This window comes from Cupriavidus phytorum (genome assembly GCF_003254285.1).
Lineage (GTDB): Bacteria > Pseudomonadota > Gammaproteobacteria > Burkholderiales > Burkholderiaceae > Cupriavidus > Cupriavidus phytorum.
The window spans coordinates 442,256-461,866 of the sequence record NZ_QKZN01000002.1; the positions used below are offsets into that span (position 1 = coordinate 442,256).

A 19,611-nucleotide genomic window follows, 5' to 3' on the forward strand; every position below is an offset into this window, starting at 1 on the left:
GCCCGCCGGTTCGCGGCAGGGCCGCGGCGCCGGGCAACGCCTGTCTTGAATCCATTGTAGTCAGTGTGCCGAGAAGGTCATTGCGTAATGTCAATGGCATCCGGATGGATCCTCGGCACGCCCGTGGCCTGCCGCGGGTTCAGTCCGCCAGCACTTCCGCCACGGGCAGCGCCGCGGCCTGCTCGGCGCGCCGCCAGTAGGACGGATTGCCGTAGGTGTTCTTCAGGTGGTCGATAAACAGCCGCACCCGCAGCGGCAGGTGCTTGCGCTGCGGGAACACCGCATGGATGCCGATCGGCGGCGCCTGGAACTCGTCCAGTACCGTCACCAGCCGTCCGCTGGCAATCTCGCTGCCGACTTCCCACCACGAGCGCCAGGCCAGCCCGTTGCCTTGCAGGCACCACTCGTGCAGCACCGCGCCGTCGCTGCATTCCATGGTGCCGCCGACCTTCACGGTCAAGGCGCGGCCCTCTTCCTGGAACACCCAGCCGCGCTGCATGTTGGCGCTGGCGCCGAAGGCGAGGCAGTTATGCCGCTGCAGGTCCTCAGGCGTGTTCGGGCGCCCGGCGCGCGCCAGGTATTCCGGTGCGGCCACCACCACGCGGCGGGTTTCGGCGAGCCGGATCGACACCAGGCTGGAATCGGGCAGGTCGCCCAGGCGGATGGCGCAGTCGAAGCCTTCGTTGACCAGGTCGACCACGCGGTCGGAGAGGTCGAGCGTGATGGATACATCAGGGTGCGACTCGATGAACAGCGGCACCAGCGGCGCCACGTGCTTGCGTCCATAGCCGGCCGGCGCGGTCACGCGCAGGTGGCCGCTGGCCTTGACGCCGCCGGCCGAGACGCTGGCCTCGGCGTTGTGCAGGTCGTTCAGGATGCGCTGGCAATCCTCCAGGAACGCCGAGCCCTCGAAGGTCAGGCTGATCTTGCGCGTGGTCCGCACCAGCAGCTTGACGCCCAGCCGCTCTTCCAGGGCATCGATGCGCCGGCCGATGATCGCGGGCGCCACGCCCTCGGCCGCGGCGGCGGCGGACAGGCTACCGCGCGAGGCGACGGATACAAAGGTCTCCAGTTGTTTGAAATGGTCCACGAATGTTTCGCCTGAGTTGCACGGGAGATCCCGCAGGGTGCCGCGCTGGCCACGCAAGGCGTGCCACGGCGGGCCTTTGGTCACCAGTGAAGAGGATTTGGTGCGGAGTCTGGTTTTAGTCAGCCAAGATTAGTTGTGTAAAAGTAAAAGATCAAGTGACCGACGACCTCTTTGCCGCACTGCAGCGTCTCCCTACAATTCGATGCATTCAATGGTGTACAGAGCCACGCAGCTGTGGTCTGGCCGCCGCTCACCAAGTCGGCCCATAAGTCGCCCCGTACCGTTGCAGGTTGTCCAGGCTCCCATGAACAAGATCCGCGCCGTCGTCTTCGATGCCTATGGCACGCTGTTCGACGTGTATTCCGTCACCGCGCGCGCGGAGCAGCTGTTCCCGGGCCGCGGCGAGGCGCTGGCGCTGCTGTGGCGCGACCGCCAGATCGACTACACGCGCATCCGCACTATGGCCGCGCCCGACGGTGCGCACTACAAGCCGTTCTGGGCCATCACTGTGGACGCGCTGCGCTACGCCGCCGAGCGCCTGGGTCTGCCGCTGGACGAAGCCGCCGAGGCGCAGCTGCTCAAGGAATATGCGTGCCTGTCGGCGTTCCCGGAAAACCTGGGGGCACTGAAGCGCCTGCGCAAGGCGGGGCTGCCGCTGGGCATCCTGTCCAACGGCAACGCGGAGATGCTCGACATCTCGGTCAAGAGCGCCGGCATGCACGGGCTGTTCGACCACGTGCTGTCGGTCGATGCGGTGCGCCAGTACAAGACCGCGCCGGCCGCCTATGCGCTTGGGCCGCTCGCCTTCGGCCTGGATGCGCAGGAGATGCTGTTCGTCTCGTCCAACGGCTGGGACGCCTGCGGCGCCACCTGGTATGGCTACACCACTTTCTGGATCAACCGTGCCGGCCATCCGGCGGAGCGGCTCGACGTAGCCCCCTCCGGCACCGGTCACGACATGAACGACCTGCTCGATTTCGTCCGCGCCCACGGCGTGGCGGCATAGCAGGGCGCCCAACAACCCAAGCTATCGCTATCGTTTAACAGGAGAACAAGATGGCTATCACGCTGCCCGCGGGCATGAAGATCACCGGCGAAATCCTGCCGGCCTACGAAGATATCCTCACGCCGGAAGCCCTGGCCCTGGTAGACAAGCTGCACCGCGCCTTCGAGCCGCGCCGTCAGGAACTGCTGGCCGCGCGCGTCGCGCGTGCCAAGCGCCTGGACGCCGGCGAGGTGCCCGACTTCCTGCCGGAAACCAAGAACATCCGCGAAGGCGACTGGAAGGTTGCCCCGGTGCCCAAGGCGCTGGAATGCCGCCGCGTGGAAATCACCGGCCCGGTCGAAGCCAAGATGGTGATCAACGCCTTCAACTCGGGCGCTGACAGCTACATGACCGACTTCGAGGATTCCAACACCCCCAACTGGCACAACCAGCTGCAGGGCCAGGTCAACCTGAAGGCGGCGGTGCGCCGCACGCTGACGCTGGAATCGAAGGGCAAGCAGTACAAGCTGAACGACAAGATCGCCACGCTGCAGGTGCGCCCGCGCGGCTGGCACCTAGACGAGAAGCACGTCACCATCGACGGCAAGCGCGTCTCGGGCGGCATCTTCGACTTCGCGCTGTTCCTGTTCCACAACGCCAAGGAACAGATCGCGCGCGGCGCCGGCCCGTTCTTCTACCTGCCGAAGATGGAAAGCCATCTGGAAGCGCGCCTGTGGAACGACATCTTCGTGATGGCGCAGAACGAAATCGGCCTGCCGCAAGGCACCATCAAGGCCACCGTGCTGATCGAGACCATCCTCGCCGCGTTCGAGATGGACGAAATCCTGTATGAGCTGCGCGAGCACAGCGCCGGCCTGAACGCCGGCCGCTGGGACTACATCTTCTCGTGCATCAAGAAGTTCAAGAACGACAAGGACTTCTGCCTGGCCGACCGCGCCAAGGTCACCATGACCGCGCCGTTCATGCGCTCGTACGCGCTGCTGCTGCTCAAGACCTGCCACCACCGCGGCGCCCCCGCGATCGGCGGCATGAGCGCGCTGATCCCGATCAAGAACGATCCGGAGAAGAACGCCATCGCCATGGAAGGCATCATCAGCGACAAGCGCCGCGATGCCACCGATGGCTACGACGGCGGCTGGGTGGCGCACCCGGGCCTGGTCGAGCCGGCGATGAAGGAATTCGTCGCGGTGCTGGGCGACAAGCCGAACCAGTTCGAGAAGCAGCGTCCGGACGTGCAGGTGAAGGGCGCCGACCTGCTGAACTTCCAGCCGGAAACGCCGATCACCGAGCACGGCCTGCGCATGAACATCAACGTCGGCATTCACTACCTGGGCGCCTGGCTGGCCGGCAACGGCTGCGTGCCGATCCACAACCTGATGGAAGATGCCGCCACTGCCGAGATCTCGCGCTCGCAGGTGTGGCAGTGGATCCGCTCGCCCAAGGGCAAGCTGGAGGATGGCACCAAGGTCACGGCCGAGCTGGTGCGCAAGCTGATCCCGGAAGAGCTGGCCAAGGTCAAGGAACTGGTTGGTGGCGACACCAGCACCTATGACCGCGCCGCCGAGATTTTCGAGCAGATGTCGACGTCGGAGGACTTTGCCGAGTTCCTGACGCTGCCGCTGTACGAAGAAGTCTGAGCAAGCCGGTACTTGCCATCGGAAACCGCAGCTTCGGCTGCGGTTTTTTTTGCTTTTTCACGCTGCTCGGCCGCTGCGTTAAGCCGGCCTTATACCTGTCATGCAGTGCAGCAATACAGCGTAAGTACTTGTAACTTTAGCGCCGGAGGCTGCACCTTTCTTGTCCTGTCTTCAATACTTTTTGGGTTTATCCCTAGGGCCTGAATTGGAGTAAACATTCTAGGATGCGGGTTCGATGGTGCGCTGCAAGATTGGCGGCCAGGCACGATCGGCACGCGTTGCCGTGACCGAGTGCCAGCGCCGGCGCGCCATTCCGTCCCGATCCACCCACAGGAGATCTGCATGTCACCTTTTACGCCCGAACAATTTGCTGCGGCGCAGAAGTCCAACGTGAGCCATTTGTTCGCGCTGACGAACACGGCATTTGAAGGTTTCCAGAAGCTGACCGAGCTGAACCTGCAGACCCTCAGGACCACGCTCGCCGAAGGTCAGGAAAACATCGAAGCGGTGCTGTCCGGCAAGGACGTGCGTGAAGTGTTTGCGGCCCAGGGCCAACAGGCCCAGCCGGCCGCCGAGAAGGCGGTGGCGTATGCGCGCCATGTCTATGAAATCGCCTCGAATACCCAGGCGCAGCTGAGCAAGGCCGTCGAAGCGCAGTACGAGCAGCACAACCGCAACGTCCAGGCTTTCGTCGACACCTTCGTCAAGAACGCGCCGGCCGGTTCGGAGGCGCTGACCGCGCTGCTGCAGTCGGGCGTCGCCGCGGCCAACACCACGTACCAGTCGTTCCAGGACGCCGCCAAGCAGACCGCGGAAGTCGCCAAGGCCAACTTTGCCAAGACCGCCGCTGCCGCGTCGGCCACGGCCGCCAACGCTACGCCGCGCGCCGCCAAGGCGTAACAGCACAGCGAACACAGCGCTGGCCCGGCCAGGCCGGACCGCGCGCTGCAGACAGATCGCAGGCATGCAGGCCCGGGAACCCCGCGTTCCCGGGCCGCGGCACCGCGACACCATATCTTCCCGCCTCATCGATGCGCACCGGGACCGGCACGGTCCGGCCCGGCATGGCCGCGCTTTGCCTGCGCGACGGTAGCGGGAACTTGCTCGGGGACTACCGGGGGAATGTCCCTTCCTGCAAGGCAGGGGTCTTTCAACTCACGACAACGACGCAATCAGCATGACGAAGAGAATCGCATTGGTAACAGGTGGCATGGGCGGACTCGGCGAAGCCATCAGCATCCGGCTGCACGACGCCGGCCATGCCGTGGTGGTGACGCACTCGCCCGGCAATGCCAACGCCGGGGACTGGCTGGCCACGATGGCGGCCAGCGGCCGCGAGATGCGCGCCTATGAGGTCGACGTATCGGACTATGACGCCTGCCAGGCCTGCGCCGCGCGCATCCTGGCCGACGTCGGCCAGGTCGACATCCTGGTCAACAATGCCGGCATTACGCGCGACATGGCGTTCAAGAAGATGGACAAGCCGAACTGGGATGCGGTGATGCGGACCAATCTCGATTCGGTGTTCAACCTCACCAAGCCGCTGTGCGAAGGCATGGTCGAGCGCGGCTGGGGCCGCATCATCAATATCTCGTCGGTGAACGGCTCCAAGGGCGCGTTCGGCCAGACCAACTATGCCGCGGCCAAGGCCGGCATGCACGGCTTCACCAAGTCGCTGGCGCTGGAAGTGGCGCGCAAGGGCGTGACCGTCAACACGGTCTCGCCGGGCTACCTGGCCACCAAGATGGTCAACGCCGTGCCCAGGGAGATCATGGAGACCAAGATCCTGCCGCAGATCCCGGTGGGCCGCGTCGGCAAGCCAGAGGAAGTGGCCGCACTGATCGCCTACCTGTGCTCCGACGACGCGGCCTATGTGACCGGCTCCAATATCGCCATCAACGGCGGGCAGCACATGCAGTAAGAAGGGCGGGGCCGGGATCTCGGCATGGGGTCCTGCCCCGCTTCCGTCCATGCGTACGCAAAGTCCACGCCGCAAGCGCGCCGGCCGGGCGCCGGCCGTCGTTGCATTCCGCCGCAGGCCGGATTCTTGTCCATACTGAAGCTTGACCGGCGGAGCGCCTCACCTCCGCCGCGAACCAACGCATTGGGAGGGGAATCGTGTTCAAGCACATCTTGCTGGCCACCGATGGCTCGGAACTTTCAAGGATGGCGATGGAAGCGGCGATCGGTTTTGTCAAGGCCGATGGCGCCAGGCTGACTGCCTATACCTGCATGGAAGAGTATCCCTACCTCGCATCGGGCGACGCCGGCCATCCCAGGCGCAAGGCCTTCGAAGAGCAGGAAGCCGAACGGGCCCGGGCGCGGCTGGAAGAGGTGGTTGCCGCCGCCAGCGCGGCGGGCGTACCGTGCGCCACCGACATGACGGCAACCGTCCCCTACAAGGGCATCATCGACGCCGCGGCAAGGCACGAGTGTGACGTGATCTTCATGGCGTCGCACGGCCGCAGGGGCCTGGACGCCCTGCTGGTCGGCAGTGAAACGCAGAAGGTGCTGACCCACTGTCGGGTACCCGTGCTGGTCTACCGCTGAAGGCGCGGGCGCGGCGCGCAGGCGCGATGCGGGCTGCGGAGCTGCAACGGACTCCACCCACAAGGGAGGTGCTGCCATGGCGGACATCGAACAGGACAAGGTTGTCGGCGTCCTCAACCGGATTCTCGAGGCCGAACTCGCCGGCGTGGTGCGCTACACGCACTATTCGTTCCTGATCTTCGGCTTCGGGCGCATCCCGATCGTGTCGTGGCTGCGCGAGCAGGCCAACGAGTCGCTGCTGCATGCGCAGCAGGCCGGCGAGTGGATCACCACTCTCGGCGCTTACCCCTCGCTCGGCATCGGCGAGCTGCTGGACGCCCACACCCAGGATATCGGCGCGATCCTGCGCGAGTCGCTGGCCACGGAGCAGGAGGCGCTGGCGTTGTACCGTGAACTGCTCGGCCTGGTCGAGGGCCGCTCGGTTGCGCTGGAGGAGTATGCGCGGCAGTTGATCCAGCTCGAGGAGCTGCATGCAGGCGAGGTCGAGAAGATGCTGCGCAAGCCGGGCGCGCCAATGATCCCCGATCCCGCCAGAGGCACCGACCAGGGATAAGGCCGGCATCGGTGACACGACCGCCTGTTGCCGGGCCGCTCACTTGTTGCCATCGCGCGCATCCCCGCCGATCGCATCGACGATGATCATGGTGCGGTCCAGCACCCCGCGCTCGTCGAAGTACGCGCTGAAGTGCGCAGGCTGGTACGCGCCGGCGTAGAGCCGGTACGACCACGCCTCGCGTTTCATCATCGGGTAGTACTCGACCGGCTCGCGTGGCAGGCCGAAGTGCTCGGCCACGTCCTGCTTGGTCCACACGCCCGGGCGGGCGGCGTAGATTTCCTTCTCGGTCAGCATCTGGCGGAAGCTGGTCAGCTTGCCGCCGGCGTCGAAGTCCGCGGCATACACCTCGAACCCGAGCGGCTGCTTGGAATAGATCCAGCGGCTGGTGCCGTTGGCGAGCGGATAGGTTTCGGAAGGCGCGCCGAAGGTATCGCGCACGGCGCTCTGCGGGCTGCCGATCATTTTCTGCGCGGTCTGCACGGGCTGCAGCGTTGCGCAGGCGCACAGCAGGGTTGCCGCGGTCGCGGCCAGCCAGACGGACAGGCGATGGCGCATGGTGGGTCTCCGGTAGGCACTGCGGATGGGAATTCGTTCAGCATAGCGCAACGCATCCGGAGGCGTGCTGCCGCTGCCTCTGCCGATGCAGCTGCGCCGCCCGTTACCAGCCGAACCGGTAATCCTTTGCCGGATGCAGCCGCCAGCTGCCGTCCCCCGGCAGCTCCAGCACCTGGTGGTGGTACTTCAGCAGCGTGGGCCGGTGGCTGACGCTGACCAGCGTCGCCTGCAAGCCGGCCAGCAACTGGTACAGGGCCTCTTCGTTGCTGATGTCGAGGGCGCTGGTGGCCTCGTCCAGCATCACATAGCGCGGCTTGGCCAGCAGCACGCGCGCGATGGTCAGGCGCTGCTGCTCGCCCAGCGACAGCACCTTGCTCCAATCCACTTCGGTGTCGAGCCCGCCAAAGCGGCTGGCAATGTCGCGCAGGTTGACGGTATCCAGCAATTGCAGCAGCTCGTCGTCTGCGACCTGCCGGCCGACATGGTTGGGATAGAGCAGCTGGCTGCGCAGGCTGCCGACCACCATGTACGGATGCTGCGGCAGGAACAGCATGTCCTGCGGCGCCGGCCGCACGATGCGGCCGGCGCCGCTGTTCCACAGCCCCGCGATCGCGCGCATCAGCGAACTCTTGCCGCCGCCGCTGGCGCCGACGATCAGCAGTCCCTCGCCGGGATGGATCGACACGCTCAGGTCGGTGACCAGCGTGCGCTCCTGGTTGGGCGTCTGCAGCGTGACATGTTCCAGCGCGAGTCGCGAGTCCTGGCGGGACTCGATGATGGAGGCAGCGCGGGGCGCGGTCGTCTTTTTCCCGGTCAGGGTGCTGGAGAACGTGTCCAGGCGGTCGAGCCCGGCCACGAACCGGCTCAGGTCTTCAAAGTTGTCGACGATCACCGTCAGCGCGTTCAGCACGGCGGCGAAGGCGCCCGCGGCGCGGATCGCGCTGCCAACCTCGAGTTCGCCGTCCAGCACGCGCGAGGCCACGATCGCACTGGGCAGCAGGATGGTCAGGAAGCCATAGCCATACTGGAACATGTTCAGCCCCAGCTGCCACCGGATAAGCCGCTCGAAATTCTGGAACGCCTTGCCGAAGCGTCCGCGCACGTGGGAAGACTCCTGGGGCTCGCCGCGATAGAACGCAATCGACTCGGCGTTCTCGCGCACGCGGATCAGGCTGAAGCGGAAGTCGGCCTCGCGCTTGAGCTGGTAGAAGTTCAGGCCGATGAGCACCCGGCCGAAACAGGCGATCGAGACAAAGGTGCCGGCAATCGCGTACACCACCAGGAAATAGACCAGCTCCCTGGAGATCATCCACAGCACCGCGCTGAACGCAATCAGCTGCAGCAGCGCGCCGATGCCGATCGACAGGAAGAACAGCGACTGCCGCGTAAAGGTGTTGATGTCCTCGGAGATGCGCTGGTCGGGATTGTCGATGCCGGCATCCGCATTGAGCTTGTAGAAAATGCGGTTCTTGAAATATCCGTCCAGGTAATGGTGGGTCATCCAGCGCCGCCAGTGCAGGCCCAGCGTGTTGCGGATGTAGTAATAGACCGCGTAGACGGGAATGGCGACGATCAGGATATAGAGGCAGGTGCGGATCGAGGCCCAGAAGCGCTCGGCGTCACGCGCCGCCAGCGCCGAGGTGAATTCGCCGGTCTGCTCGTTGATCAGCACCTCGGCCTGGGTCTGGCCCAGCAGCAGCAGGACCAGCACCAGCAGCAGGCCGGCGGCCTTCCATCGCTCCTGCGAGACCCAGTAGGGTTTGGCAATCACCCAATAGCGGGTCCAGACGTGCCGCGTCGACGTGGCGGGGCGTTTGCCGGGGGGCGTAGTGCTGTCGGCCACCTGCGGCTCGGGCACGGCGCTCATAATCCACCTCCGGGGTGCTGAGCGGATTTCATTGTCGTCACATGGCGGCACGGCTCCGGGGCGCGGACCGCGGCGCGGCGGAAAATGACTATTGAAATATAGGCCAGCAAAATCGATGCCCGGCGCTTTTGCGCGGGCCCCGCGCACGCGAGCCCATGTGCAAGGGTTCGCCCGCCGCCGGCAGGCCGCGCCGCGCATGGTGGAAACCCGGGCGTGTCCCCTGACTGAACACTCACTAAGATGAAAGACCCGCCGCCGGTGCGGCGCACAACGACAACGCGGAGACTTCATCTATGGATCGTCGACAGTTCCTCGGCACTGCCGCACTCGCGGTGGCGGCCGGCGTGGCGCCGCACGCGCTGGCCCAGAAGTGGCCCGCGCGCGCCATCCGGCTGGTGGTAGCCTACCCGCCGGGCGGCGGCACCGACGTGGTGGCGCGCCTGTTCGCCGACTACCTCGCGCGCGTGACCGGGCAGTCGGTGGTGGTGGAGAACAAGCCCGGCGGCGCCACCATTCCGGCCACGCAGGACGTGATCCGCGCGAAGAACGACGGCCAGACCCTGCTGGTGACGCTGGGCTCTTCGGCCACCTCGGGTGCGCATATCAACCGCGTTCCCTACGATCCCCTGACCGACCTGACCGCGCTCGCCGAACTCGGCCGCGCGCCGGTGCTGCTGGCCGCCAACAAGGACGCGCCGTACAACACGCTGAAGGAACTGGTCGCCTACGCCAAGGCGAATCCGGGCAAGCCGATCCACTCGGCCTCGTACGGGCCGGGCACATCGTCGCACTTCGGCCCGCTGCTGTTCAACCGGCTCGCCGGCACAAATCTCGAGCCGGTGCTGTACAAGGGTTCGGCGCCGGCCACGCAGGACCTGGTAGGCGGCGTGGTGCCGCTGATGATCGACGGCCTGACCACCGGCGTGCCGCTGTACCAGGCCGGCAAGACCAAGGTGCTGGCCACCACCATCCCGGAACGCTCGGAACTCGCGCCCGGCGCGCCCACGTTCCGCGAGCTGGGCTACCCCGAGATGGAACAGCTGAGCGGCTATTTCGCGCTGTTTGGCCCCAAGGCCATGCCCCGCGAGACGGTGGAGGCGGTCTCCGCCGCGGTGCGCAAGGTGCTGGCCGATCCCGCTTACCAGAAGCGGCTGGCGGGCGTGGGCGTGCTGCCGCCACAGGCGGTCACGCCCGATGCGTTTGCCGCGCAGGTCCGCGCCGACCACGCGCGCTGGGGGCAGTTCATCAAGGACATCGGCTTCAAGATCGAGGGAAGCTGAACCCCCTGCGCCTCAAGCGTCGTCTTGCTGGCTGGCCTGTGCCGGCGCTTTTTTCCGCGCCTTGCCCTGGTTGAACGCGATCGCGGCGCGGACCAGGGCCTTGAGCGCGCGTGCATCGATCTGGTCGCCCTCGGCGAGGTCGATCGCGCGCCATTTGTTGCCGCCCAGGCCGGCGTTGAAGAGATGGTCCGGGTCGGGCAGGCTGGCGCCGTTGGTAAAGGTAATCTTCACCTTGGCCTTGTGGGCGTTGGCAACGGCGATCATGCCGTCGCGCGACCATACCGGGCTGCCCATCCATTTCCATTCCTCGACGATGCCGCTGTCGGCGGCGAGGATGGCCTTGCGCAGGCGGGCCAGGGTCTGGCCGCGCCAGTCGGCCAGGCCCGCGATCAGCTGGTCGATCTGTTCAGACGGATTCATCGATGCTCGTTCCTCAAGGTTCTGGCTGACCGGCTTATCATAGCCGCTCCGTGCGGTGCCTTGGCCAGGCGCCGCGCGCCCTCGCGTGCCGAAGCGCTTCCCCCGAACGGGGCGTTCCATGGCGGCGGAATTCGCCTACCCTCGCAAGCTTCATCGGCCGCCGGCCAGCTGCCGCACGGCCTCGTCTTCACGATCGCATCCTGCCGGAGATTGCATGAAGGTAGATCCGCTCCGCGACTGGCAATACGCCGAGACCGTGCTGAATGCGCGCACGCCGCAGGAAGTCGCACAGGTGGCGCTGCGCGCGGCCCGGGCCATGGGCTTCAACCACCATGCCTACGTCATGAAGCAGCCCGCGCTCGGCCCGCAGGACGACAACGACTTCGTCTGCTTCCACGATTTTTCGGTGGACTGGGCGCGGGCGCGCTATGAGCCGCTGCGCGCGAAGCGGCACGAGGATGGCGACGCGCGCGTGGCGCACGTACGCGCGGGCATGCCGGCGACGTCGTGGAATGCGCTGGGCGAGGTCGACCACACGCGTCGCGATATCGGGCAGAGCGCGCGCAAGCTGCTGCGCAGCGCGGGTGAACACGGGCTCAACGCGGGCCTGACCATTCCGCTATGGACGCCGGGCATCGACTGGGCCTTCATGACGCTGACCACCGATGCCACCTCGGACCTGCGCGCGCTGCGCACCACGCTGGCACCGATGAGCTACTTTGCGCATTGCCTGCATTCGGCGCTGCGGCGGCTGCAAGGCGAGGCCGCGCGCCCGGCGCTGAGCCGGCGCCAGCGCGAGATCCTGCACTGGGCGGCGATCGGCAAGACCACGTGGGAGATCTCCACCATCCTCGGCATCAGCGAGAGCACCGTCTACTTCCACCTCAACGTTGCCGCCGACAAGCTCAATACGCGCGGGCGCCAGGCCACCTGCGCGCGCGCGGTGGCTCTGGGGCTGCTGTCGATCTGACACCGACGCGGCTTTCACCGGGGGCCGGCCGTTAACGCGGAGAAGCCCCGGGGCAACACCTTGCCCCGGGGCTTGCAGTCAGCGCGACGACCGCGCGTCAGTTGGCCGGCGTGTAATAGCGGCCAGCGATACGGGTGCCGGCATCGCTCCACTGGTTCCAGACCAGCGCCGCATTGCCTTTCTCGTTCACCGCCAGCGCAGGAATCGCCGCGGTGTCGCCGTAGCTCTCGCCCAGCGCGGCGGTGCCCCAGCCGGTGCCGGCGACATAGCGGTTGGTCCACAGGTCGGCCACGCTGCTGCCCTCGGGCGCCTGGGTCCAGGCGACAAAGCCGTTGCCGGCGCCGTCCAGGCCGACCGTCGGCAGGCTGGGCGTGCGCGTGCTGGCACTCAGCAGCACGGTCGCGGTGCCCCAGGCGCCGTTGGCCGGGGCCACGCTGGCCACCAGCGTGTTGTCGTTGCGGCCCCAGGCCACCATGGCGTCGCCGCGCGCATTGACGGACAGCCGGGCCTTGCTGATAAAGGCTTCGGCCACCGGCGGCGCCACCGCCACGGGGTTCTGCCAGGCCGAGGTAAAGCGCCTGGCGTACAGCGTGCTTGCCACGGTGCCGTTGGCGACATCGGACTGGCCCCATACCAGCGTGGCATTGCCGCTGCCGTCCATGGCGATGGCGGGATAGCCGAGCGAGCGGTCGATGCTGTCGTCGCGCACCAGCTCGCTGGGCGCGTCCCAGCTGCCGCCGCTGAAGCGGCTGGTCCAGATGCCGTTGCTGGCCAGGTCGGTCAGTTCCCACACGGCAATCGCCTCGCCCGAAGGGGCCACGGCAACCTGCGGGCGCAGGTTCTGGATGCCGGCGTCATTGGGCGTCGCCAACATCGATTCCGTGCCCCAGCCGCCGGCGGCGGTGTAGCGGTTCGCGACGATCTTGAACGGGCCGAACTGGCCGTCGCGCTGGCTCCACACCGCGATCGCGTTGCCGCTGGCGTCCATGCCGACCTGCGGCTGCGCGGCGAGGCCGACGCCGGCCTCGATACGGGCCAGCGTGCCCCAGCCTGTGGCCGGGTCGAAGGGCCTGGCCCAGATGTCGTAGGCGCCTGCGCTGGTCAGCTGCGCCCACACCACCATGGCGCGCCCGGTGGCGCGATCCATCGCGATCTGCGGGCCGTCGGTGGCGCCGGCGGCGTCGTTTTCCAGCGCCACCGGCGCGCTCCAGCCGGAACCCGGCACGTAGCGGCTTGCCAGCACGCTTTCGTTGGCGGTGCCCTCGTCGAGCTGCATCCAGACCGCGATGGCGTTGCCGGCGGCATCGATGGCGACGTTGACATGGCCCGCGCCGGCTTCGGTGAAGGGCGCCGGATCGGTCCAGCCCGCCGGCGTGGGCGTACCGGGGTTGCCGGGGCCAGGGTTGCCGGGGGTGCCAGGCGTGCCCGGCGTGCCCGGCGTTCCGGGGGTGCCCGGGTTGCCGGGTGTCGTGCTGTTATCGTCCCCGCCGCACGCGGACAGCGCCGCGCAAACCGCCATCAGCAAAATCGTCTTACGCATTGAGTCTTCCCTTTCGGATCTTGTTCTTCAACGATCAATTCGCGGCCGCGGCCGGCATGGCGGCGCTGTGGAGGCCGCAGCGGACGCGGCGCCTGGGGCTGGCGCGAATTGCCAGGGCGAGAATAGTGAAAGGCGGGCAGGCCGGCGCGCCGACCCTGTGGGATTCCACAGGGTGGACGCAGCGCGCTCATGTCGGGCCCGGCTTCTGACCTATATTGAAGTCCTGCGGCCTCGGCACAGGCGTCGCCCGACCGGCCGCGGCCGGAAGGAGCGCGCCATGAGGATCGCCAGCATCGAAGCCATCGCCCTGCGCATTCCGTTCACGGTCGGCGGCGTTTCGGCGGCGGGCGTCTGGGGCGGGGCCGGCATGCAGGCCGCCGATTCGCTGCTGCTCAAGGTGAGCACCGATGACGGCCTGGTCGGGTGGGGCGAAACCTTTGGCTTTGTCGGCGTTCCGGCGGCCCGGGCGGCGATCGAGCAGATGCTGGCGCCGGCCTGCATCGGCCGCGACGCGAGCCAGATCGATGCGATCGGCCTCGACCTGCAGCGCAGCTTCCATGTATTCGGGCGCAGCGGGCCCTTGTTCTACGGGCTGTCGGCGCTCGATATCGCGCTGTGGGACCTGTGCGGCAAGGCGGCGGGGCTGCCCGTTTACCGGCTGCTGGGCGGGGCGCGGCGCGCGCAGCTGCCGGCCTACGCCAGCCTGATCCGCTATGCCGATGCCGAGGCGATCGCGGTCAACGTCAGGCGCGCCATCGCCGATGGCTATCGCAGCCTGAAGCTGCATGAAGTCGACCTGGCCGTGATCCGCGCCGCGCGCGCGGCAGCGGGCCCGGATATCGAGATCACGCTGGATACGAATTGCCCGTGGACGCTGCATCAGGCCATCGGCATGGCCCGCGCGCTGCAGCCCTTGTCGCTGCGGTGGCTGGAAGAGCCGCTGTGGCCGCCCGAGAACTACGCCGGACTTGCGGCCCTGCGCCGGCAGTGCGCGATTCCGCTCGCCGCCGGCGAGAATGCGACCACGCTGATGGAATTCGAGCACCTGCTAAGCCTTGGTGCCGTCGATGTGGTGCAGCCCAGCCCGGCCAAGATGGGCGGCATCAGCGCCCTGCGCGATGTCTTTGCCCTGGCCAGGGCGCACAACGCGCAGGTGATGGTCCATACCTTCTACGACGGCCCCGGGCTGCTGGCCGCCATGCATGCCACCGCGGCGCTGGGCGATGCCGAGGCCATGATCGAATGGCGGTACTTCGACATGGCCGCACAGGTGCTTGGCGATGCGGTGGTGCCGCGCGACGGCATGATTGCGCTGCCCGCGGGCCCGGGCCTGGGCCTCGACCCGGATCCGGAAGTGATCCGGCGCTACCGCATCGGCTGACGCCGGCGCTCAGAAGTCGACCTTCTCCCCGGGCTGCGGCACGATCACGCTTGCCGCGGCACCAGCACCGAGCGCCGCCTTGAATTGCTCCGGCGTGCCGCTGGCTTGCGGCGAGGTCTGGTAGTGGATCGGGATGGCGAAGCGCGGCCGGATCAGGTCGCGCACGGCGATCGCGGCATCCTGCGGCCCCATGGTGGAATACCCCCCGATCGGGATCAGCACCAGGTCCGGCTTGTAGATCTCGCCGATCAGGCGCATGTCGCCGAACAACCCGGTATCGCCCATGTGCCAGATGCGGAAGCCGTTCTCCAGTTCGATGATGTAGCCCACCGGCTCGCCGCCGTAGTGGGTCTCGTCCTTGCCGGTGGCCGGGTTCTTCAGCGCCAATTCCGATGAGTGTTCCGCATGCACCGCCGTGATCTTCGGGCCTGCCGGGCCAAACGGCATCACCGTGCCGCTCTTGCCGAAGCGCTGCACCTGCGCCTCCGGCACCAGGCCGAGGCTGACCAGCGCCCGGCCCAGGCCGCCGCCGTTGTACACCGGTGCGTTGGTCAGCCGGGCCAGCGCGGGGGTATCGCCCAGATGGTCATTGTGGGCATGCGTGACCAGGATCAGGTCGACCTTGCCGAGCGCGGGCAGCTGTTTGAAGCCGGGCGGGGTCTTCGGATTGTTGGTCAGCCACGGGTCGATCACGATGACCTTGCCGCCCGGCGTGGTGATGCGCGTGGCGGCCTGGCCCAGCCACAGCACTTCGGCCTTGCCCGCGGTGGGCTGGCCGGACGCTACCGGGCGCGGGGCGTCCGCCGGCGGCGTCGGTGCGGCACAGGCGCCGAGCAAGGCGGAGAGGGCGGCAAGCGTGGTGAGGGCGGCGGGAATCCGCGCAAGGTGTCTGAGCATGTCGTGCCTCCGTGAAGGGATCGATGCCGGATCGGTACCCGATCAATATCGGATCAATACGTAAGGCAGCCCGGGCCGCTAGCGCACAAACATGCCCAGGCCTTCGTGGTCGTAGAATTCCAGCCACACGCGGTCGCTGGAAAACGCGGCCTGCGAGATCGTGCCCGGCATGGCGTTTTCATTGTCGAGCGTGAAGGTGAAGATATCGCCGTCCCAGTGGCTCAGCGGCAGCACCAGCGGCGTCGCGCCCAGCGTCATCACCAGCGTGCCGCCCTGGTCGGCGACTTGCAGCGGACCGTAGTAGTCGTTGCGGTAGGTGCCGGTGTAGGCCGACAGCGCGCGCGCCGGCAGCGGATTGGCCGGGCGCGGCTGTCCCACCAGCCGGCCTTCCGGCTCCAGCAGCGGTGCCAGCGCATCGCCGTAGAGCTTGCCCCAGTCGCGGCGGATGGCGCCGTATTGCGCCAGGTCGAAGAACTGGGCGCTCAGGGTTTCCGGCACGCCGATGGGCTGCGCGTTGGTCAGCGTCACGATCGCCAGGTCAAGTTCCGGCACCGCCATGAAGCTGGTGGCGACGCCCAGGGCGAAGGCGCCGGAGTGGTTGAGCGAGGTCAGGCCCAGTTCGGTCGTTCCGACATTGAAGCCATAGCCATAGTAGCCGGCAGGGCGGCCGCCGGCGGGCGGGTTGCTCTGCATTTGCGGACTTATCGCGGGGGCCAGCGCGGCGGCGTCGACCACACGCTGCCCGCCGAACTCGCCCTTGGCGAGCAGCATCGTCAGCCATTTGGCCATGTCGTTGACCGACGCACTGACGCCGCCCGCCGCCGATTGCGCATCGGGCATCCGCGTCGATCCCTGTACCCAGTTGCCGTTGACCCGCACGTGGCCGAGCGCGCGGTTGTCGCGCGCGGCATAGTCGGCAAAGCGCGAACTGGTGCGCGTCATGCCCAGCGGCTGGTACAGCGCCTGTTCCGACAGCGTGGCCCAGTCGGTGCCGGCGGCGACGGCAACCGCTTCGGCGGCGGCTGTCATGCCGAAGTTGGTGTACGCGTAGACCGCGCGGAACGGATGCAGCGGCAGGAAGCGCAGCCGCGTCAGCACTTGCTGGCGATCGTAGCCCATGTCCTCGAGACGGTCGCCGGCATGGTCCGGCAGGCCGGAGCGGTGGGCGTAGAGGTCGCCGATGGTGACGTCCGCCGATACCTCGGCATCGGCCAGCGTGAACCAGGGCAGGTGCGTGCGCACTGGGGTATCCCAGCCGATGCCGCCGCGGCCGACCTGGCGCGCCACCACGGTGGCGCCGATGGACTTCGACACCGAGGCCAGCTGGAACACGGTGTCGGCATCGACCGGCGCGGGATCGGTCACCAGCCGGCGACCGAAGCCCTTGGCGTAAACGGTCTGGTTGCCGCGCACCACCGCGACCGCCATGCCGGGCATGCGCGAACTGGCCATCAGGTCAGCGACCAGCTTGTCCAGTTGCGCGATGGCCTGGGTGATCTGTGCCGCGGGGACCGGCTCGGGCGGCGTCGGTGTGGGCGGCGGCTCGTCGTCGTCGCCGCCGCACGCCGGCAGCGCGGGGACCAGCAGGCCGCCCAGCGCGGCTCCCAGGAAACGGCGACGCTCTTGCAGTTTGGCCACGGTAGTTCTCCGTTATGACGCGGAACAGGCCATCGCACGGCAGTGTCGGCCCCAGGTAGAACTACTGTATGCGATCGATAGAGCGGCGGCGAAGGAGAGAGAGGTTTTGACGCTGCAAATAGCAAAAGGCCCGCACTTCCGTGCGGGCCTTCGCCTGAATCTTGGTGCCCAGGAGAGGACTCGGTCACGCATGCGCGACCCCGGCTGCGCTTGCAAGCGCAGCCCTTCTCGTCCTCACGAAAAGCGCTCAAGCGCTTTTCTTCCTGGGCGGAAAAGAAAAAAGGCCTGCATGCGCAGACCTTTTTGAATTGTGGTGCCCAGGAGAGGACTCGAACCTCCACAGTGTTGCCACCGCTAGGACCTGAACCTAGTGCGTCTACCAATTCCGCCACCTGGGCAGGTGGTGAGCCGCGAATTCTACCGAAGGCGGCGGAATTTGCAAGCCCCTGCGCGGGCGCCGTGCAAAAAAACTTTGGCGAGCCCGCTCAGCAGTGTTCGGGGCGCCCGCCGGCAATCAGAACGACGGCACCATCGCGCCCTTGTACTGCGCCTTCATGAACTGGCGCACGTCTTCGGACTGGTATGCGGCCACCAGCTTCTTGACCCACGGCTTGTCCTTGTCCTGGGTGCGCACCACGATGATGTTGGCGTACGGGCTGTGGATGTCTTCCAGCGCGATCGCGTCCCTGGTCGGCTGCAGGCCGGCGGCGAGCGCGTAGTTGGTGTTGATCACGGCGGCGCCGACATCGGGCAGGGCGCGCGCCAGCTGTGCCGCGTCCAGTTCGACGAGCTTCAGCTTCTTGGGGTTCTCGGCGACGTCCAGCGGCGTGGCATTGGAACCGTTGGTGCCGGCGCCGGCCTTCAGCTTGATCACGCCTTGCGCCTGCAGCAACAGCAGCGCGCGGTTTTCATTGGAGGGATCGTTGGGCACTGCCACCTTGGCGCCCTGCGGCAGGTCCTTGGGCGACTTCAGGTTCTTCGAGTAGATGCCCAGCGGCGAGATATAGGTGTAGCCGACGCTCTGCATCTTGTAGCCGCGCTGCTTCACCTGGCTGTCCAGGTACGGCTGGTGCTGGAAACTGTTGGCGTCCAGGTCGCCGGCGTCGAGCGCGGCGTTGGGCTGCACGTAGTCGTTGAACTCGACCACCTTCACGTTCAGGCCATTGCGCTTGGCCACCTTCTGGACCACTTGCCAGACTTCGGCGTCCGGTCCGCTGACCGTGCCGACACGGATGGTCTGTTCCTGGGCCGCGGCACTGCCGGCGGCGATAAAACCCATGGCGGACACAGCTGCCGCCAGACGCTTGATGAAAGACGTGCGCATAGGAGAGGTGAAGATCTAGTTGTGATGTGGCGAGTGAGAGGCAATCGCAGGGCAGGGATCGCCTGTCCGGAGCGAGGGCACAGATTAACGCAATTGCGTCCGGATGGCGCGGCGCGGACGATTCTGGCGTCTATTTCTTTTTCATAAGCTTATGAAGCCAGGCGGCGCCCGCCTGCCGGCATAAAATGCCCCCGCGCCGCGCGGCTCAGTCCGCAAACACTTCGCGCAAGGTCCGCAAGGTGTCTGCCACGGTCCGGTCGCTCAGGCCGCCCGCGCGCTTCACCAGCCGGGACTTGTCGACGGTGCGCAGCTGGTCCAGCAGGATCAGGCCGGTCTTGCGCTGGAACGTCACCGGTATGCGAAACGGTGCCGGCCGGCTGCCGGTGGTCATCGGCGCGACCGTCACCGTGCGCAGGTAGTCGTGCATCTCGGGCGGCGACAGGATGACGCAGGGGCGCGTCTTCTCGATCTCGCTGCCGACGGTAGGATCGAGCGCGACCAGCCAGACATCGCCGCGCGCTACCATTTCAGCTCCGCGTCGTCGACGTTGGGCAGCTCGCCCAGCACCAGGGTGTCGTCGCCGTCCGCGGCGATCTGCCGGCTGGCTTCGGCCCAGCCTTGCCGCGGTGCCTGCCGGGGCCGGCGCAGCACCAGCGTGTCATTGACGATTTCCATTTCCACTTCATTCTCCAGACCCAGCTGTGCCAGGATTGCCTTGGGGATCAGGACACCTTGCGAGTTGCCCATCTTGCGGATCGTTGCCTTCATGTCTTGTTGCTCATGGTGTGGCCAGTACTGGCGGCAGCACAATGTTATTACACCGCGGGCATCAAGGAAACAGGCAGGCACGAGCCTGCATGGAAATGTGACATCGCGGCGCAGTCGGCGACATGCGAATGG

Annotated in this window: 19 protein-coding genes and 1 tRNA gene; 9 read left to right on the forward strand and 11 right to left on the reverse strand. The window is 67.0% G+C overall.

Annotated features, from left to right (window positions below; translation table 11 throughout):
• Positions 1-139: 139 nt before the first annotated feature.
• Positions 140-1,090, reverse strand: coding sequence for a LysR family transcriptional regulator (locus C7416_RS07445; protein ID WP_111517810.1), 951 nt, complete (start codon positions 1,088-1,090; stop codon positions 140-142).
• 304 nt (positions 1,091-1,394) lie between these two features.
• On the opposite strand from C7416_RS07445, the gene C7416_RS07450 reads away from it, so the two are divergent.
• The 6 genes from C7416_RS07450 to C7416_RS07475 all read left to right on the forward strand — a co-directional run bounded on the left by C7416_RS07450 (position 1,395) and on the right by C7416_RS07475 (position 6,836).
• Positions 1,395-2,096, forward strand: coding sequence for a haloacid dehalogenase type II (locus C7416_RS07450; protein WP_111517811.1), 702 nt, complete (start codon positions 1,395-1,397; stop codon positions 2,094-2,096).
• A 50-nt stretch (positions 2,097-2,146) separates the two neighbouring features.
• Positions 2,147-3,733 carry a malate synthase A gene (gene aceB, locus C7416_RS07455; protein WP_111517812.1) on the forward strand — a complete coding sequence of 529 codons (1,587 nt, stop codon included), beginning with the start codon at positions 2,147-2,149 and terminating at the stop codon, positions 3,731-3,733.
• A 342-nt stretch (positions 3,734-4,075) separates the two neighbouring features.
• Positions 4,076-4,633, forward strand: a complete 558-nt coding sequence (gene phaP3 / locus C7416_RS07460) for a TIGR01841 family phasin PhaP3 (RefSeq protein WP_111517813.1) — start codon at positions 4,076-4,078, stop codon at positions 4,631-4,633.
• Positions 4,634-4,910: 277 nt separating this feature from the next.
• A complete protein-coding gene (gene phbB, locus C7416_RS07465) occupies positions 4,911-5,654 on the forward strand; it encodes an acetoacetyl-CoA reductase (RefSeq protein ID WP_111517814.1) in 744 nt (247 codons plus the stop codon).
• A gap of 197 nt (positions 5,655-5,851) precedes the next feature.
• Positions 5,852-6,283 (forward strand): universal stress protein, encoded by a 432-nt coding sequence (locus C7416_RS07470; protein ID WP_111517815.1) that lies wholly within the window; start codon positions 5,852-5,854, stop codon positions 6,281-6,283.
• A gap of 76 nt (positions 6,284-6,359) precedes the next feature.
• Positions 6,360-6,836: a ferritin-like domain-containing protein gene (locus C7416_RS07475; protein ID WP_111517816.1), complete on the forward strand. Its 477-nt coding sequence runs from the start codon at positions 6,360-6,362 to the stop codon at positions 6,834-6,836.
• 39 nt (positions 6,837-6,875) lie between these two features.
• On the opposite strand, the gene C7416_RS07480 is transcribed toward C7416_RS07475, so the two are convergent.
• Positions 6,876-7,394: a hypothetical protein gene (locus C7416_RS07480; RefSeq protein WP_111517817.1), complete on the reverse strand. Its 519-nt coding sequence runs from the start codon at positions 7,392-7,394 to the stop codon at positions 6,876-6,878.
• A gap of 103 nt (positions 7,395-7,497) precedes the next feature.
• A complete protein-coding gene (locus tag C7416_RS07485) occupies positions 7,498-9,261 on the reverse strand; it encodes an ABC transporter ATP-binding protein/permease (protein ID WP_111517818.1) in 1,764 nt (587 codons plus the stop codon).
• Positions 9,262-9,554: 293 nt separating this feature from the next.
• On the opposite strand from C7416_RS07485, the gene C7416_RS07490 reads away from it, so the two are divergent.
• On the forward strand, positions 9,555-10,541 hold the full coding sequence (locus tag C7416_RS07490; RefSeq protein WP_111517819.1) for a Bug family tripartite tricarboxylate transporter substrate binding protein: 987 nt from the start codon (positions 9,555-9,557) through the stop codon (positions 10,539-10,541).
• 12 nt (positions 10,542-10,553) lie between these two features.
• Here the strand turns inward: C7416_RS07490 and C7416_RS07495 are convergent, their stop codons facing one another.
• Positions 10,554-10,961, reverse strand: a complete 408-nt coding sequence (locus C7416_RS07495) for a DUF1801 domain-containing protein (protein WP_111517820.1) — start codon at positions 10,959-10,961, stop codon at positions 10,554-10,556.
• Between the two features lie 214 nt (positions 10,962-11,175).
• Between C7416_RS07495 and C7416_RS29300 the strand changes: the two genes are divergently transcribed.
• Entirely contained in the window at positions 11,176-11,931 is a 756-nt protein-coding gene (locus C7416_RS29300) for a helix-turn-helix transcriptional regulator (protein WP_240988171.1), read from the forward strand.
• 97 nt (positions 11,932-12,028) lie between these two features.
• Here C7416_RS29300 and C7416_RS07505 read toward each other — a convergent pair whose 3' ends face one another.
• Entirely contained in the window at positions 12,029-13,471 is a 1,443-nt protein-coding gene (locus C7416_RS07505; RefSeq protein ID WP_111517822.1) for a hypothetical protein, read from the reverse strand.
• Between the two features lie 277 nt (positions 13,472-13,748).
• Here C7416_RS07505 and C7416_RS07515 point away from each other — a divergent pair, with 277 nt between their 5' ends.
• The gene (locus C7416_RS07515) at positions 13,749-14,852 is read left to right on the forward strand and encodes a mandelate racemase/muconate lactonizing enzyme family protein (RefSeq protein WP_111517824.1); all 1,104 of its coding nucleotides are present in this window, start codon (positions 13,749-13,751) and stop codon (positions 14,850-14,852) included.
• A 9-nt stretch (positions 14,853-14,861) separates the two neighbouring features.
• On the opposite strand, the gene C7416_RS07520 is transcribed toward C7416_RS07515, so the two are convergent.
• The 6 genes from C7416_RS07520 to C7416_RS07545 all read right to left on the reverse strand — a co-directional run bounded on the left by C7416_RS07520 (position 14,862) and on the right by C7416_RS07545 (position 19,479).
• The gene (locus tag C7416_RS07520) at positions 14,862-15,749 is read right to left on the reverse strand and encodes a metal-dependent hydrolase (RefSeq protein WP_111517825.1); all 888 of its coding nucleotides are present in this window, start codon (positions 15,747-15,749) and stop codon (positions 14,862-14,864) included.
• Positions 15,750-15,827: 78 nt separating this feature from the next.
• Positions 15,828-17,387, reverse strand: coding sequence for a serine hydrolase (locus tag C7416_RS07525; protein ID WP_111517826.1), 1,560 nt, complete (start codon positions 17,385-17,387; stop codon positions 15,828-15,830).
• Between the two features lie 311 nt (positions 17,388-17,698).
• A tRNA-Leu gene (locus C7416_RS07530) sits at positions 17,699-17,785 on the reverse strand.
• Positions 17,786-17,901: 116 nt separating this feature from the next.
• Positions 17,902-18,666: a MetQ/NlpA family ABC transporter substrate-binding protein gene (locus C7416_RS07535; RefSeq protein ID WP_373424945.1), complete on the reverse strand. Its 765-nt coding sequence runs from the start codon at positions 18,664-18,666 to the stop codon at positions 17,902-17,904.
• A gap of 250 nt (positions 18,667-18,916) precedes the next feature.
• Positions 18,917-19,237 (reverse strand): type II toxin-antitoxin system PemK/MazF family toxin, encoded by a 321-nt coding sequence (locus C7416_RS07540; protein WP_111517828.1) that lies wholly within the window; start codon positions 19,235-19,237, stop codon positions 18,917-18,919.
• On the reverse strand, positions 19,231-19,479 hold the full coding sequence (locus C7416_RS07545) for an AbrB/MazE/SpoVT family DNA-binding domain-containing protein (RefSeq protein WP_111517829.1): 249 nt from the start codon (positions 19,477-19,479) through the stop codon (positions 19,231-19,233). Before C7416_RS07545 ends, C7416_RS07540 begins: the two co-directional genes overlap by 7 nt.
• Positions 19,480-19,611: the final 132 nt, after the last annotated feature.